This window comes from Streptomyces asoensis (assembly GCF_016860545.1).
Lineage (GTDB): Bacteria > Actinomycetota > Actinomycetes > Streptomycetales > Streptomycetaceae > Streptomyces > Streptomyces asoensis.
This window is the reverse complement of the sequence record NZ_BNEB01000002.1, coordinates 1,262,319-1,277,849: the sequence shown is the minus strand read 5'-3', so window position 1 is coordinate 1,277,849 and position 15,531 is coordinate 1,262,319. Positions and strand designations below refer to the sequence as shown.

The following is a 15,531-nucleotide window of genomic DNA, read 5'->3' as shown; positions in this document are numbered from 1 at the left end:
AAGGGGTGTGGGGGTGACACGTCGGACGTGGCTCACCGTGGACCGTATGTGGGAGCGCTCCCATGAAGCCACTACGTCAAGTACACGTCAAGACCTGGCGCAGGCTCCCACGGGATGCGCGCAAGCCTCGGAGCCTTACGGACCGAGGCACGGCCACATATCCCCCGTCCGGCCGCTCATCGCGATCCCCGCCCGTTTCTCCGCCACCGCCTCGGCGCTCCGGTAGCGGCCGAGGTCAGCACCCGCACGCTGGTCGAGGCCGTCTGACGCGCGGGCGGTGAACCGGTGGGCATCCATCCGGCGGACGGCGACGTAGCCACGCGGGCTCGCCCGTTTCGACGGCGTGCTGCTGCCCGGCGGGGGCGGCCTCGCCCCGCACCGCCACGGCGCCGCCGACACCCTGGCAGCGTGGCCCGTTCGAGCAGGGAACCGCGCGCTGTCTCCACCGGGTGCACCACGTGCCGGTGTTCGCGGCCGGGACCGCCCATGTCCTGTTCGAGGGTGCCGCCGAGCGCGACGTCACGCGCAGAAGGTGGAGGCGTCCTGCTACCACCATCAGCGGGTGAGCGGCCTCGCCGCGGGGCTGACGGTCACCGCGCGCGGCGGACGGCACAGTGGAAGGGGTCCAACTTCCCGGCGCCCGGGGCTGGTTCACGGCCGTCCAGCGGCACCCGGAGGACACCGCCCACGAGGATCCGGCCCAACAGGGCCTGTTCGACGCCCTGGTGACCGCGGCCCTCGCCGGCCACCGACCTCCGCTCCCCCGCGGGGGTCGGGCGTCCGGCGCCCAGGTGCCCCGCCCCTCGTCCGGCGTCCGGCGTCCGGCGTCCGGCGTCCGGCGTCCGGCGTCAGCCCACTCGACCGACCGTTGAGGGCTCAGGCCTTCGGGCGGCGGCCGCTGCGGCGGGGGGCCGGCTCGGCGCCGTCGAGGAGGGCGGTGCGGCGCTCCTCGCCCTTCTCCTCGACCTGCCGGACCACGCGGCGCAGCCCGTCGGCCACGCTGCGGCACTCCTCGTCGCTGAGCCGGCTCGCCACGAATGCCTCCTCCTCGTCGAACGCGGGGAAGAGGCGCTTCATCAGCGTCTCCCCCTCGTCGGTGAGGCTGAGCAGGACGAGCCTGCCGTCGACGGGGTGCCCGGCCCGGCGCAGCAGCCCGCGCCCCTCCGGCGTGCGGGCCACCCCGGTGAGCGTGCCCTTGGAGATCCCGGCCTACTCGGCGACGTGCCGGGTCTCCGACTCGCCCCGGACCCACACCACCCAGAGCACGACGAACGCCGTCCACGTCAGGTCGGAGCCGCGCAGCACCGAGTTCTCCAGGTGCTGCCGTACCGCCGACGCGGCACGGCAGATGTCGGCGACGACGGCCATCTGTTCCCGCCGCAGGGGGATGCCGCCGAGCTTGGTCTCGGCGAGCTTCTCCGCTTCGGCGATGGATCGCCGGCCGGGCATCGGCACACTCCTGCGGCCACGGGCTGCGTGGGTCGTCATGTTGTTCGGAGTCGAATCGTACGAAGCGACAAGCCCCGTCCGCCGAGCCGGGACGACCCCCGGGACACCCTTCGGGACAAGCCGTCCGGAAGGCTGTCCCGGAATCGGAATACGTCAGGAGCGCGGCGGAATTCTTTTGACCGTGGAGTGACGACGATGTGTGGATATTGCAGCCGCCGGGCATTGCGTGGCGGTGTATAGGCACGTCGGTACGCATTCGGTCCGTCGGCGCTCCCGAGGCAGGCTTGCGGCGATATCCGCGGTGCAGTACCTACGTGAATCATGAACCTGTTCACCCGTGGCGCATCCCCCCGGCGCTCGGCACCCCACACAGCAGCGCAGTCCTCCGTCGGCTCCCCCGCCTCCCGGGCCGCCGGACACCCGGATCCCGCCCTGGCCGCTCTGACCGGCGACTGGATGATCGACCCGGCGCACAGCCGCATCGGTTTCTCCGTCCGGCACGCCCTGGTGACCACCGTGCGCGGCGCTTTCACCGAGTACCGCAGCCGGCTCCATTTCGACGGTCGCGACCCGGCACGCTCACGGGCCGAGATCCTGCTGTCCACGGCGAGTGTCGACACCGGTGTGGAACAGCGCGACGCGCATCTGGTCGGACGGGACTTCCTGAACGCCGCGGCCTATCCGCAGATGCGTTTCACCAGTACCGCCGTCCGGCTCGCGGCCCCCGACGTCTATCTCATGACCGGTGACCTCACCATCAAGGACATCACCCGCCCCGTGGACCTGGAACTCACCTACATAGGACATGTCGTCGACCCCTTCGGGTACGAGCGGGCCGGTTTCGACGGGACGACCACGATCGACCGTTCGCGATGGGGTCTGACGTACGACGCGCGGCTCGCCGAGGGCGGTGCCATGGTGAGCGAGAAGGTGCGCCTTCAGTTCGACATCGCCGCCATCCGCACCCCCGCCGCCGGCTGACGGCGGCGGCCCGGCGCGGCCCTCGCGGCCGGTGCCGCCGCGGCAGTCCGGCCTTGCCGTTGGCCCCGGTCCCGCGTGGGTCTATCGTCTGAACCGTGGGCCAGAGCGATGGAGGGCGGCCGGTGATGCCGCAGGACGAGGCCGTGATCGGCTGTACGGGGAGAGTGCTCATCGGAACCCGCGGGTCCGCGGGCCCCGGGGAGATCCTCGTGCGGGTCAGAGGCGGCTCCGAGACCTTTCTCGCCTGGTCGGAGGATCCGCTGCCGACGGGGGCGACGGTGCTCGTGATCGAGTCGCGCGGTTGCCGCGAGGTCGGCGTCGTCGAGTGGGTGGATCCGTTGGACGCGCTCGGCGATCTCGCCGGGACCGACTGAGAGTGGAAGAGAAATGTTCGGATATCGCGTTCCCGCTCCCGACGAGGCGATGTTGATCTCGGGGGGCAGGCGGGGACTGGGGGGCGCGCCGTTCCGAGTGGTGACGGGGCACGGCAAGTTCGTGCTTCCGGTGTTCCGCAAGACCCGTTTCCTCACCCTGTCGATGTGCGAGTCCGAGGTCACCGAGACCTGTGTGACCCGGCAGGGCATCGCGCTGCACGTGCGCGCCGTCATCGCCTTCAAGGTCGGCAACGACCACGAGAGCATCATCAACGCGGGCCAGCGCTTCCTCTCCGACCAGGACCAGATGTCGGTGCTGACCGGCCGGATCTTCGCCGGTCACCTGCGGGCGATCATCGGCTCCATGACGGTCGAGGAGATCGTCACCGAGCGGCAGAAGCTCGCGGCGGAGGTCCTGGACACCTCGAAGACGGAGATGGCGAAGATCGGCCTGATCGTCGACTCGTTGCAGATCCAGTCGATCGACGACGGCGACACCGGCTACATCGACGCGATGTCCGCGCCGCACAAGGCTGCCATCCAGCGGCAGGCCCAGATCGCCCAGGCACAGGCCACCCAGGCCGCGGCCGAGGCGGAGCAGGCGGCGGCCCGCAAGCAGGCGGAGTACGCCCGGCAGACCGCCGTCGTGAAGGCGGAGTACTCGGCCGAGGTGAACCGTGCCGAGGCACACGCCTCGCAGGCCGGACCGCTCGCGCAGGCCCACGCCCAGCAGGAGGTGCTCGCCGCCCAGACGGAACTGGCCCAGCGGCAGGCGAAGCTGCGCCAGCAGCAGCTGGTGGCGGAGGTCGTGAAGCCGGCCGAGGCGGAGGCCGAGCGGGTCAGGATCCTGGCGGCCGCGGAGGCGCAGCGCATGAAGATCCAGGCGGAGGCCGCCGCCTCCTACGACCGGGTCGCGCTGGACCGGATGCTGATCGACCAGCTGCCGCAGATCGTGAAGGAGGCCGCGGGCGGCCTCGCCGGAGCCAATGTCAACGTCCTGAACGGCGCGGACGGCCTCGGTGAGATCGCCGCCGGTCTGGTGTCCCAGGGCCTGACGATCCTCGACTCGGTCCGGCAGAACCTCGGCAACGGCCAGGACTCCTCCGGCGCCCGCGGCACCGGCGAGGGTTCCGCGGCCGACGGCGCCACGGCCGGCGGCCTGCTCCAGCTGCGGGCGGGCAAGGACAAGAAGACCGGCGACGGCCCGGTGGACATCGACTGAGGCCCCCGCGGCCGCGTCCCGGGGCGGACCGTTCGGGTCCGGTACCGGGACGCGGCGCCGGCCCTCAGCGCATGGGCTCCCTTCGTCGCGTCGGCGACGAAGGTGTAGCTGCCGGCGTCCATGGCGGCGCCGCGCCGGTCGTGGGCAAGGACGACCCTTCTCCGACGTGGCCGGCGTCCGGGTCGAGGTAGTGGACGCCCTGGCCGCCCGGTGCGCCGACCGGCTCTTCCTCGGCACGAGCGGAGTCCGCCCCGACGGGCAGGTCCTGCACACCACGGCCGTCAAGTGAGCCGTGATCGCAGCCGGCGCCCAGGTGGTCCTGGTGGCGGACATGGGCAAGTTCCCCGGCACCGGCACGGCCCGGGGGAACCCGACATGGTGGTCACCGACGCCCCGGGGTGGGAACGAGAAGACCTGCGCCCGGTTGCGGGAGGCGGGAGTGGAGGTGGTCACGGTGCAGGCCGGGCTCCGGACCTCGCGTCCGCCCGCGACCGGGCCCACCGGTGCTGCGGAAGGCGTCACGGCGCCCGCCGCCGGGGTGGGTCACCTCTGCGTGAGGGCCGCCCGCGCGGTCGCGAGGATCTCGTCGGACAGGGGCGAGTCCTTCGTGGCCCGGGCCAGGACGAGCGCGCCGAGCATCGTGCACAGCCGGACGATGCCGTCCTCGTCCTCGGTGGCGAGGAACTCGGCGAAGGCGCCCACCCCTTCGGCATAGGCGCGATGCGCCTCGCTCGCTCCCGGTTCACGGGCCATGTCCTGGGCGAGCCCGGCGGCGGGGCAGCCGTCGGCCGCGTTGTCACGGTGCTCGGCGGTGAGATAGGCGTCGATCAGCGCCCGCTGGACCTCGGCACGCCCCCCGGCGCCCTCCTCGGCGGCGGCCGCGTGACGCGCGGCGAGTTCGCCGAAGGCGTGCGTCGTGGCCTCGTCGATCAGCGCCTCCTTGGAGGCGAACTGCTTGTAGAAGCCGCCGTGGGTCAGGCCCGCCGCCTTCATCAGGTCGGCGACGCTGATGTGGGTGCCCTGCTCACGGAAGAGCCGGGACGCGGTCCGCACGACCCGCTCGCGGTTCTCGCGCGCCTGCTCCTGGGACACACGGCCCATCGTTCCTCCTCGGTCGGAGTCGACCCACAGCTCATTTGGATGACGGTTGCAATCTATCTTAGTCCCGGTTTAGATTATGGATGTAATCTAAAAACGAGGGCCCCTCCCCGGGGTCCGCAGCACTGGGAGCGCACATGGAACTCAAGGACGCCGTCGTGGTGGTCACCGGAGCCAACCGGGGACTGGGCCGTCACCTGGCCGCACAGCTGGTGGAGCGCGGGGCGAAGGTGTACGCGGCCGCCCGACGGCCCGAGACCGTCGACCTGCCGGGCGTGACCCCGCTCCGGCTGGACGTCACGGACGAGGAGTCGGTGCGGGCCGCGGCCCGCGTGGCCTCGGACACGACACTGCTGATCAACAACGCGGGAATCTCCACCGCCACACAGCTGCTGAACGGCGACCCGGACGCGATACGCCTCGAGATGGCGACGAACTTCTTCGGACCGCTGACCGCCACGCGGGCCTTCGCGCCGGTCATCGAGGACAACGGCGGCGGTGCCGTGCTCAACGTGCTGTCGGTGCTCTCCTGGCTGCACCCGGCCGGCCTCGGTTCCTACGCCGCGAGCAAGGCCGCCGCCTGGGCGCTGACCGACGCCACCCGGGAGGAACTGGCACCCCGCGGCATCACCGTCTCCGCGCTGCACGTCGGCTACATGGACACCGACATGGCCGCGAGCGTCCCCGCCGACCAGAAGGCCGACCCCGCCGAGGTCGCGGCCCAGGCGCTCGACGGCATCGAGAAGGGCCTGCCCGAGATCCTCGCCGACGAGATCACCCGCTACGTCAAGCAGGGACTGTCCGCGGCACCGACCACGGCGTGAGACCGGCCCCCGCCGGGGCACCGGGCCGCGGCGCACGGCCCGGGCCGGCCCGGTCGCCCCGCCCGGCGGGCGGGGTCACCCCTGCTGCGCCGGGACCGGGAAGAGCAGGCAGCTGCTGGTGGCGTGGGCGAGCAGGCGGTCCTTCGCGTCGACCAGCCGCGCCTCGGCCAGGGCGGTGCGGCGGCCGCTGCTGACGACCGTGCCGATGGCCCGCACCGGGCCCGTGTCGGCGGTGATCCGCCGCAGGAACTTCACCGTCAGGTCGAGCGAGGTGTACGCCATGCCCTGCGGGAGGGTGGACTGCACCGCGCACCCGGCCGCCGAGTCGAGCAGCGTGGCGAAGACCCCGCCGTGCACGCTGCCGATCGGGTTGTAGTGCTCCTCGCCCGGTGTGAGCGAGAAGACGGCCCGGCCGGGCTCCACCTCGTCGAGCGCGAAGTCCACGAGGTGGCCGATGGGCGGCCCGGGCAGCCGTCCGGCGCGCAGTTCGCGCAGGAAGTCGATGCCGGCCATGCGTCCGGCGGCCTCCGCCAGGATCGCCGGGTCTTCCCATTGATACGTACGTGTCCGTCCCACGGCCGAGCGCCTTCCCTCTGACTTTTTCGAGTGAAGCTAGCTTCCGCCTCACCTGACTGTCAACGGCGAAGCCAGCGTCCTAGGATGGGAGGATGGAGTGGCTTGAGGCGAGCACCGAGAACTGCCCCGTCCAGCGCACGCTCGACGTGGTCGGCGAGAAATGGACGTTGCTGATCCTGCGTGACGCCATGAACGGGGTCACCCGCTTCGACGACTTCCACCGCCACATCGGCCTGTCGGAGGCCGTGCTGAGCGACCGGCTGCGCAAGCTGACGGCGGCCGGCGTCCTGCGCACCGTCCCGTACCGCGAACCGGGCAGCCGTCCGCGCAACGAGTACCGGCTGACCCGCAAGGGCTGGGACCTGTGGCCGGTGCTGATGGCACTGAGCCAGTGGGGCGAGGCCCACACCCTGGAGTCCGAGGACCCCGTCCTGGACGTCCGGCACACCGGCTGCGGCGCTCCGCTGCGGGTCGTCGTCGAGTGCTCCACCGAGCACTCCGCCCTCACCCCGCGCGAGGTGACCGCCCGACCCGGACCGGGCGCCCGGCTCCGCTCCTGAGCCGCCGGACGCGGCGGCGGGGCTGCGCCCTACCCGGCCGCGGAACGGATCCGCCACAGGTCCCGGAGCAGGGCGATCTCGGCCATGTGGTGGATGAATTCGAGATTGGAGCCCGCCAGCACTGCGGCGAACGGGTACTCGGCGTCGTTGCTGTACGGGTACTGCGAGAAGCCGACCGTGTCGAGCTGTTCCTCGGTGACGCCGTCCACGCTCTCGCGCCAGCGGTCGATCACCGCCCAGAACCGCTCCAGGGCCAGGCCGGCGGACGGGGTGAAGTCGACCAGGAGCTTCGGCTCCCGCCGCCGTTCCCCGAAGGTCCACTCCCAGGGGCCCGCGAAGTGGAAGTGCAGGTGCCCGAGGCGCCACGCGATCGTCGTGAGGGGCGCTTCGTCGGGCTTGGGCGGACCGGTGTGGGCGAGGACCTCACGGACCCGCTCCGTGCTCACGCTCCAGTCGTCGGCGATCTTCTCGACGGTCATGCCGTCCGCGGCCTGCCGGGCGACCTCGGCGTACTCGCTCGCCGGGATGTCGGCGGCTCCCAGGTCGAGCACCCACTCGCCCGGCCCGAACGCCCTGGGCGTCACCGCCTCGCCCCGGCGCCGGATCGACCAGCACCCGGGCGCGGACTCCCACAGGTACTCCTCGTCACCGAGACCCGCGAGCCGCGCCTCGGCCGTCTCCCTGGCATGGTCGAACTGGTCGAGCAGCAGGCCCAGCCGGTCCGTCCGTACGCCTTCGGTCCCCACGCCCGGCTCCCCTCGGTAGCACCTGTCGGCCCGACGCGTCGCGTCCGGGCGGAAACTGACGGTTCGCGGAAACTAGCGGTTCGGCGCCCGGGGCACCACCGAATTCCCGCGCCGGGGCCCGGCGTTCCCCCACGGGTTCTCCGTTCGGCGCGGACCGGCCGGGCGTAGGCTTCGCTCAGCACGCAGGCGGCGGGGAGCGGAGCGGATGACGGCTCGAACGGCACAGCGGTGGGATTCGGCTCTCGATGCGGTGGTGGTGTACGCGCAGGGCGCGCTCTGCCGCCGTCTGGCCCGCGGCAGTGTGCCGCAGGACGGCCGGGTCAGGGTGACGGGACTGCCCCGCTCGCTGGACCCCGGATCCCTGCGGGCCCGGGTCACGGACGCTTCGGGAGTGCGCGTCACCGAGGCACGGGTCGAGGTCGAGGCCGAGCCCGCCGTCACCGACGCCCCGGACGCCCTGCGGCGCGAGGTGGACCGGCTGCTCGACGCGTGCGAGGCGGCGCGCGGACACCGGGACCGCCAGCTGGTGGTGATCGAGGAGGTCAGGGCGCTGCGGCCGGTGCCCCCCGTCCGCAGGCGCGAGGACCCGCACCGGCGCACCCCGGTCGACGCCTGGCTGGGACTCGCCGAGTTCGTCGACGAGCGGCTCGCGGCGCTCCAGACCCGTCTCGTCGACCTGGAGGAGGCGGTGGAGCGCGCCGAGCACGCACTCGCCGTCGCCGCCGACCGGCTCGCCCGTGCCTCCACCGACGCGCCCGACGCGCACCTGGAGACCACGGTGTCGGCGGTCCTGACCCTCGACGGCACGGGTGACGTGGAGGTGGAGCTGGAGTACGGCGTGCCGGGCGCGGTCTGGGTGCCGGCCTACCGGCTCACCCACCGTGCGGGCGACAGCAGCGGCCGGCTGGTGCTGCGCGCCTCGGTCGCCCAGCGGACCGGCGAGGACTGGTCCGGCGTACGGATCGCGCTGGCCACGGCCGATCTGCGGCGCCGTACCGATCTGCCGCGGCTGCGTTCGATGCGGATCGGCCGCCGCCAGCCCGCCCCGTCGCCGTCCGGCTGGCGCGAGCCGCCGGCCGGACTGGCCGACCTCTTCACCGGGTACGACACGGCAGGCCCGCGACCGGCCCGCCCCGGGTCCGCCGCGCCGCTGTCCCCGGGCGCCGCTCCCCTGCCCGTGGCGGCGGACGGTCCCGTCCCGGCCCCGCAGTACAAGGCGGCGGCCTACGGCGAGCCGCCCGCGGCCCCGCCCGGTCACGGCGCACCGCCCCCCGCGCCGTCGGTGGCCCCGCCGGTCTACGGCGCACCGCCCCCCGACTCCTCGGCGGGGGGCGCCGAGGGCGTGTATCCGCAGGCCTTCGGCGGCGCGGCGGACGAGCGCGCCAGGGCGGTCCCCTCCCGTCCGCGCGCCGCGGGCCGGCCCCGCGGCATGGTCCCCGCGGCCCCGGCCGCCATGGCACCGGCTGCCCCGGGCCTGGCGCCGCCGCCTCCCGCGCCGGGCGGCCCGGCCCCGCAGTGGCCCGCCGCGGAGCCGGTGACCGGTCCCCCGCGTCCGACCGGCGCCGAACTCGACTACACCGCCCTCGTCCTGCGCGGCCCCGAGGAGGCGGGCGTCCGCCGGGGCCGGCTGTTCCCCGACGCGGCCTTCGACCCGGTGGCGGCCGAGTACCGCCGCCGCGCCGAGGCGGTGACCGCGCTGCCGCTGCCCGGACACGCGGTGCGGCCCCGCGAGTCGGCCGGTTCGTTCGACCACCGCTTCGACGCGGTGGCCCGCGCCGACATCCCCTCCGACGGCACCTGGCACACGGTCACCGTCGGCGAGATCCCGGTCGGTCTGCACACCGAGTACCTCTGCGTCCCGTCGGTGGAGCAGACCGTGTACGCGACGCTGGTGCTCTCCAACTCCACCGACCAGGCGCTGCTGGCCGGACCGGTGGAGGTCACCGCCGGTGACGACTTCCAGCTGACCACCGCGCTGCCCACGCTCGCCCCGGGCGGTGTCTCCCGCGTCGGCCTCGGCCCCGCCCAGGGGATCCGGGTCACGCGCCGCACCAACCTGCACGAGTCGACCGCCGGCCTGCGCAACAGCACCACCGTGCTCGACCACCGCGTCCACGTGGAGCTGGCCAACCTGCTCGCCGGTCCCGTCACCGTCGAGGTCCGTGAACGGGTACCGGTCACGTCCGACACGGACATCCGGATCGACGAGCGGGCCGACTGGAAGATCCCGCCCGAGGACGGCGAGGGCCTGGAGCAGCACGCCCCCGGCACCCGTATCTGGCGGGTGGAACTGCCCGCCGGCAGCACGACCGCCCTCGACGGCGGCTACGAGATCCGTATCGCGTCCGCCAAGACCCTGGCCGGCGGCAACCGCAGGAGCTGACACCCCATGTCCACGGCACCGGAGCCGATCCCCCTCCCCGTCACCGCCGTCACCTGCCTGGAGGACCGCGCCCACGTCGAGCGCACCACCGTGCTCGACCTCGCGGCAGGCGTCCAGCGGCTGCGTCTCGGGCCGGTCAGCGCGCTGGCCGTGGACCGTACGCTGCACGCCGAGCTGACCGCCGCCGAGCAGCCCGCGACCGTCCTCGACGTGCGGATCGTGCGCACCTGGACCCCCCGCGGGCCGCGGCCCGCCGACGACGACTCCGCCCTGCGCCGGCGCGTGCGCGCGCACGAGGAGAAACTGCGCGACCTGGAGCAGCGGCGCGACCGGCTGCACACCCGCCTCGACGTGCTCGGCCGGCTCGCCGCCGACCTGCTGCGGGAGATCGGCGAGGGTGCGGGTTCGGGGGAGGCGGAAGGGGAACGCTGGGCCCGCGAACTGGACCGGGTGGACGGCGAACGCGACGCCCACGGTGAGCGGCTGCGCGCCCTGGAGGCCCGGTGGGTCGCCCTCACCGCGGAACTCGACGAGGCCGGGCGCCTCCTGCGGCTCGCCGAGGAGGAACCCGCCGAACTGGTCGGCCACATCGAACTGACCGTGGAGGCCGCGGCCGCCGGACCGGCCCGTCTGCGGCTCGGCCATCTGACCCCGTGCGCGTTGTGGCGGCCCGCCTACCGGGCGGTCCTCGACGGTGACTCCCTGACGCTGGAGACCGACGCGATCGTCTGGCAGCGGACCGGCGAGGACTGGTCCGACGTACGGCTGACGCTGTCGACGGCCCGCTCGGCGCTGGCCACCGAACCACCCGGGCTGGAGGCGGACCGGCTGACGCTCCAGGACCGCACGCCCGCCGAGCGCCGCACGGTCGAGGTCGAACTGCGCGAGGAGGAGATCGCGGACCTCGGTCCGGCCCCCGTGCTCGGTCTGCCGGGCGTCGACGACGCGGGCGAGGTGCGGGTCCTGCACTCCCCCGCGCCGGTACGGGTACCCGCGGACGGCCGCGCCCACCGCGTCCCGCTCTCCTCCTTCACTACGGCCGCCGGCATCGAGTACGCCTGCGCACCCGAGCTGTCCCCGCTGGTCACGCAGGTGGTGCGGTTCGACAACCTGTCCGGCCACGCCCTGCTCGCCGGGCCCGTCGACCTCGTCCGGGGCAGCGGGTTCACCGGCCGCGGAACTCTGGACTTCACCGCTCCCCAGGCCCCCGTGGAACTGGCCTACGGCAGCCGCGACGACCACCGGGTCACCCGGGGGACGGAGGAGACCCGCGAGACGGCGACCCTCACCCAGCGGACCGTGATCACCCGTACGGTCCGCCTCCACGTGTCCCGCTTCTCCACCCCCGGCGAGCAGGACGAACGGGTGGTGGTCGTGCGCGAACGGATCCCGGTCTCCGAGGTCTCGGCGGTGGACGTACGCCTGCGCAAGGAACTCTGCGCTCCCGCCCCCGACACGGTCGACGCCGACGGCATCGCCCGCTGGAACGTCACGCTCCCGCCCGGCGGCCGGCGCACCGTCACCCTGGTCTACGAGCTGACGGCGAGCGCCAAGGTCGCCGGTCTCTGATCCACGGCTCCACGCCGGCGTGGAGGGCGGGCGACGGCGGCGGTCGGCCCGGTGGACGGTGTCCGTGCGGAGTGGGCGGGGCGGCGCCGGGCGCCCTGTTCCCTCACCGTCGGTGTGCACGGCGGTCACGGTGCGATCCCGCCGGTGTGGGCGGATCGACCCCCGGTGTTATTCAATGAGGTGTGCGGTGAGGGATCTCGGGGCCTTGTCGCACGGGTCCGAGTAACGACCCCGGCACTGTGCCGGGGATTGCCGAGAGAGCCGCATGGACTCCACGCCGTCCCCCTCGTCCTCGTCGCCGTTCGAGCTGGTCAGCAGCGCTCTGGGGCGCTACGTCCCGCACGGCGCGACCTCGGCGGCCACGGCGTCCGCCGACGCGCAGGGCGACCGGCCCGCCGCCCCGCCCGTGCCCGACGACCCGGAGGGCGGACGGCACGACCAGATCCTCGGCGTCGTCAATCTGGACAAGGAACTGAGGATCACCCGCCGCAACCTCGACGCGGCCGTGTTCACAGGGCTGGACGCCGCGTCCGGGACCCCCTTCGCCGATCTCCTGCCGCCCGGGGACGTACCGACGGTGACGCGGCGCCTGCGGCAGGTCCTGGAGATCGGTGAGGCGCATGTGGCCCGCATCCAGCGGCTGCGGCGGAGCGACGGCTCGGAGCTGGTCGTCTCCATGAGCATCCTGCCCGCCGCTGCTCCGCAGGAGGGTCTGACCGTCTCCTTGATCGCGATGGCGAAGAGACTGCACCTGTACGCCGCGGAGACCGCGATCGGCACGTCGCTGGACATCGGCGAGACCGCGCAGTCGCTGGCGGAGTCCCTGCTGGCCTGGGGCGACGTGGCCGCCGTCGACCTGGACTTCGCCGTGTGGACGGGCGAGGGGGTCACCGAGCAGTCGCAGGGGCGCATCCGGCTCCGGCGGGCGGCGCTGGTCCCGGAGCGTGCGTGGCCCGAGGGCTATGTGACGCCGGGCGGCGATCTGCCGAGCGACGCGAGTCGCCTGCTGGCCCAGGCGGTACGGCGCGACGACGCGCCGCAGGCCATCGTCATACCGGACCGGCAGGCGGTCGAACGGCTGCTGGGCAGTCCGCGGGTGATCCGGGCCCTGGTCCCCGGCGACCGTTCCGCGAGCGTGGCGTGCATACCGCTCGTGCTGGACGGCACACCGCCCGTCGTGCTCGGCGTGGCGGAGGTCTGGCGGCGGGCGGACCGCCCCTTCCGCGACAGCGAGTTGTTCGACCTCCAGGAACTGGTGGCGAGGACCGCCCATCACGTCGACCTGGCCCGCCAGCACCACCGCGAGCACACCCAGGTACTGGCCCTCCAGCGCCGGCTGCTGCCCCGGACGGGCGGCCACACCGTCGAGTTCGCCAGCGTCTACCAGCCCGCCACCCCGGACAGCGCGGGCGTCGGCGGCGACTGGGTCAACAGCTTCCCGCTCCCCGACGGCCGGACCGCGCTGGTGGTCGGTGACGTCGTCGGGCACGGCCTCGGGGCCGCGGCGACGATGGGCCAGCTGAGCATGGAGGCCCGCGCGCTGCTCTCCGCCGGGCTGGCGCCCGACGAGGTGCTGGAGCACCTGGACGAGACCGTCAGCCTGCTGGACGACGCGGAGTCCGGACTGGCGGCCGGCTACAGCGCCCTCGGCTCCACCTGCTGCATCGCCCTGTACGACCCGGTCGGCCACGACGTGGCGCTGGCCAGCGCCGGCCACCTGCCGCCGGTGCTGATGCTGCCGGACGGCAGGGCGGCCCCGCTCCCGCTCCCGCCGCACCCCGGACTGGGCGCCGAGTTCGCCCTGCGGGAGCCGTTCGACGTCCACACCTTCGCCGCGCCGCCGGGCTCCGTGCTCGCCCTCTACACCGACGGCCTGGTGGAGGATCCGGCCCTGTCGATCGACGAGGGCATCGGCAGGCTGGCGGAGGCCGTGTCCGCGGTGCACCCCTGGGACACCTTGCAGCAGGCGGCCCGGCACGTCGTCTCCACCCTCGCGCCGGTGCGCCAGCGTGACGACGTGACCCTGCTGCTCGCGCGCATGATCGGCTACCGCAAGGAGGACACCGCGACCTGGCGGCTGCCGGCGCGCAGCGACGCTCCGGCCCGGGCCCGCGAGCACGTCGGTGCGCTGCTGCGTCGGTGGCGTGCCAGGGGCGCCACCCGGGACGACGTGACGCTGCTGGTCAGTGAGCTGGTCACCAACGCGGTGCGCTTCGCCGCGGGGCCCGTCACGGTGCGGCTGATCCGGACCGGTCACGGCCTGCTGTGCGAGGTGGGCGACGCGGGCAACGGCCGGCCGCGGCTGAGCGCGGGCGGTCTCCTCGACGACGGCGGGCGCGGCCTGCACATCGTGCACCGGCTCACCACCCGGTGGGGGGTGCGCTGGACGGACACCGGCAAGGTGGTCTGGGCGGAGGTCGCGCGCTGACACGGCGGGCTCGGTGACACGGCAGCCCGGCGGACGGGGTACGCGTGTACGGCGCGAGGGGGACGCGTCAGCCGGTCCCGTCGACGACGGGCCGGGCGGCGCTCGCCCGCGCTACAGCCACTCGCCTTCCAGGGCCGTGGCCGTGAGTCCCGGTGCCGCCGCGTACAGGACGGCACGGCTGCCCGGCTTCAGCCCGGTGTCGTGCGCCCGGCGCAGGATGTCGAAGACGGCGGCGCCCCCGCGGTTGCCGCTGGTGTAGCTCTCCCGGCTGAAGTCCAGCAGCCCCGAGGGCCAGGTGTCGGGCATCGTCTGCTCCATGTACTCCAGCACCCGCGTCCCGCCGGGGTGCGCGAGGAGCACGTCGGGGTGCCAGGCGTCGGGGTCGTCCTGGTAACGCACGCGCAGCCACTCCCACATCGCGGTGACCGTCTCCTGGACGGCGCGCGGCCCGCGCCGGTCCATCACGAAGTGGGTGCCGTCCGCGCGCGTCTCCAGGCGGTGCAGGTCCTGGGTGCCGGGCAGGGTGTGGTGCCAGGCCGCGTCGAGGCGCAGCACCGACTCGGTGCGCCGGCGGCCCGTGACCACCGCGGCGACCGCGGTGTCCGCGAACAGCAGCCGGACGATCAGGGACTCCAGGGTGTCGTCGGCGGGCTGGTAGGTCGTGCTCAGGGCCTCCGCGATCACCACCAGGACCACGCGGTCCGGGTCCGCGGCCACGAGATCGGCGGCCAGGGCCAGGGAGCGGGTCCCCGCGACACAGGCCCACTGGGTGGCGGGCAGCAGCATCACGTCGCGGCGGAGGGGAAGCCTGTCGGCCAGGGCCACGTCCAGACCGGGCAGGGCCGGAGTGGTGGAGTGACTGGTGATCAGACAGTCGACGTCAGCGGCGTCGAGGCCGGCCGCCTGAAGGGCCCCGCGCGCCGCGCGCTCCCCGTAGTTCTGCACGGCCTCCCAGGCGGGAGCGGTGCGCTCCTGGACGGTCTGCGGCGCGGGTATCGCCTCGAGGGCGGCGATCGCGCGGTCCACGTCCTGCTGCGTGAATCCCTCGCGGGCCAGGGCCTCTTGGGCGGTTCCGCTGCCGACGGCGCCGAGGGCCCCGGCACTGCCGGGCGCGGTGGCGGCCTCGAGCGGCAGCATCCAGCCGCGGGTCTCGATGCCCGTGCTCGCCGCGATCCCGTCGATCCGCGGCGCCCACGCGGCGTTCGGGTGCCGGTCGCGCACCTCGGCCACGATCCGGCTGGTCTCGACGGCGTTCTCACCGTGTATCACGGCAGGGGGAGAGAGGTATGCGGCCATGCTGGACACCTTTCCGGGGCGCAGA

13 protein-coding genes and 2 pseudogenes are annotated in these 15,531 nt (G+C 73.8%); 10 read left to right on the top strand and 5 right to left on the bottom strand.

Translation table 11 applies throughout. The annotated features are described in order from the left end of the window. Positions 1 to 157 precede the first annotated feature (157 nt). Positions 158 to 872, top strand: a pseudogene (locus Saso_RS38175) (gamma-glutamyl-gamma-aminobutyrate hydrolase family protein). Positions 873 to 876: 4 nt separating this feature from the next. Here the strand turns inward: Saso_RS38175 and Saso_RS08690 are convergent. Continuing rightward, positions 877 to 1,449 (bottom strand): annotated as a pseudogene (locus tag Saso_RS08690) (MarR family winged helix-turn-helix transcriptional regulator). A gap of 321 nt (positions 1,450 to 1,770) precedes the next feature. Between Saso_RS08690 and Saso_RS08685 the strand changes: the two are divergent. The 4 genes from Saso_RS08685 (at position 1,771) to Saso_RS38740 (ending at position 4,315) form a co-directional block, all read left to right on the top strand. Continuing rightward, positions 1,771 to 2,430: a YceI family protein gene (locus Saso_RS08685; protein WP_189922568.1), complete on the top strand. Its 660-nt coding sequence runs from the start codon at positions 1,771 to 1,773 to the stop codon at positions 2,428 to 2,430. Positions 2,431 to 2,555: 125 nt separating this feature from the next. Continuing rightward, positions 2,556 to 2,804: a hypothetical protein gene (locus tag Saso_RS08680; RefSeq protein ID WP_189922855.1), complete on the top strand. Its 249-nt coding sequence runs from the start codon at positions 2,556 to 2,558 to the stop codon at positions 2,802 to 2,804. Positions 2,805 to 2,817: 13 nt separating this feature from the next. Then, positions 2,818 to 4,026 carry a flotillin family protein gene (locus Saso_RS08675; protein WP_189922569.1) on the top strand — a complete coding sequence of 403 codons (1,209 nt, stop codon included), beginning with the start codon at positions 2,818 to 2,820 and terminating at the stop codon, positions 4,024 to 4,026. 166 nt (positions 4,027 to 4,192) lie between these two features. Then, positions 4,193 to 4,315, top strand: coding sequence for a hypothetical protein (locus tag Saso_RS38740; RefSeq protein WP_268253215.1), 123 nt, complete (start codon positions 4,193 to 4,195; stop codon positions 4,313 to 4,315). 254 nt (positions 4,316 to 4,569) lie between these two features. Here Saso_RS38740 and Saso_RS08670 read toward each other — a convergent pair whose 3' ends face one another. Continuing rightward, entirely contained in the window at positions 4,570 to 5,127 is a 558-nt protein-coding gene (locus Saso_RS08670; RefSeq protein WP_189922570.1) for a TetR/AcrR family transcriptional regulator, read from the bottom strand. 134 nt (positions 5,128 to 5,261) lie between these two features. Here Saso_RS08670 and Saso_RS08665 point away from each other — a divergent pair, with 134 nt between their 5' ends. Next, positions 5,262 to 5,948, top strand: a complete 687-nt coding sequence (locus tag Saso_RS08665) for an SDR family oxidoreductase (RefSeq protein WP_189922571.1) — start codon at positions 5,262 to 5,264, stop codon at positions 5,946 to 5,948. Positions 5,949 to 6,023: 75 nt separating this feature from the next. Here Saso_RS08665 and Saso_RS08660 read toward each other — a convergent pair whose 3' ends face one another. Further along, complete coding sequence (locus Saso_RS08660) at positions 6,024 to 6,524, bottom strand: PaaI family thioesterase (protein ID WP_189922572.1); 501 nt, start codon at positions 6,522 to 6,524, stop codon at positions 6,024 to 6,026. A gap of 92 nt (positions 6,525 to 6,616) precedes the next feature. On the opposite strand from Saso_RS08660, the gene Saso_RS08655 reads away from it, so the two are divergent. Further along, positions 6,617 to 7,084 carry a winged helix-turn-helix transcriptional regulator gene (locus Saso_RS08655; RefSeq protein WP_189922574.1) on the top strand — a complete coding sequence of 156 codons (468 nt, stop codon included), beginning with the start codon at positions 6,617 to 6,619 and terminating at the stop codon, positions 7,082 to 7,084. 29 nt (positions 7,085 to 7,113) lie between these two features. On the opposite strand, the gene Saso_RS08650 is transcribed toward Saso_RS08655, so the two are convergent. Next, positions 7,114 to 7,830 carry a DinB family protein gene (locus Saso_RS08650; RefSeq protein WP_189922576.1) on the bottom strand — a complete coding sequence of 239 codons (717 nt, stop codon included), beginning with the start codon at positions 7,828 to 7,830 and terminating at the stop codon, positions 7,114 to 7,116. Between the two features lie 205 nt (positions 7,831 to 8,035). Here Saso_RS08650 and Saso_RS08645 point away from each other — a divergent pair, with 205 nt between their 5' ends. The 3 genes from Saso_RS08645 (at position 8,036) to Saso_RS08635 (ending at position 14,210) form a co-directional block, all read left to right on the top strand. After that, entirely contained in the window at positions 8,036 to 10,213 is a 2,178-nt protein-coding gene (locus Saso_RS08645) for a DUF4139 domain-containing protein (protein ID WP_189922578.1), read from the top strand. A gap of 6 nt (positions 10,214 to 10,219) precedes the next feature. After that, the gene (locus tag Saso_RS08640; RefSeq protein ID WP_189922580.1) at positions 10,220 to 11,782 is read left to right on the top strand and encodes a mucoidy inhibitor MuiA family protein; all 1,563 of its coding nucleotides are present in this window, start codon (positions 10,220 to 10,222) and stop codon (positions 11,780 to 11,782) included. Positions 11,783 to 12,047: 265 nt separating this feature from the next. Then, positions 12,048 to 14,210 carry an ATP-binding SpoIIE family protein phosphatase gene (locus Saso_RS08635; RefSeq protein ID WP_189922582.1) on the top strand — a complete coding sequence of 721 codons (2,163 nt, stop codon included), beginning with the start codon at positions 12,048 to 12,050 and terminating at the stop codon, positions 14,208 to 14,210. 111 nt (positions 14,211 to 14,321) lie between these two features. Here the strand turns inward: Saso_RS08635 and Saso_RS08630 are convergent, their stop codons facing one another. Next, positions 14,322 to 15,506, bottom strand: coding sequence for a beta-ketoacyl-[acyl-carrier-protein] synthase family protein (locus Saso_RS08630; protein ID WP_189922584.1), 1,185 nt, complete (start codon positions 15,504 to 15,506; stop codon positions 14,322 to 14,324). Positions 15,507 to 15,531: the final 25 nt, after the last annotated feature.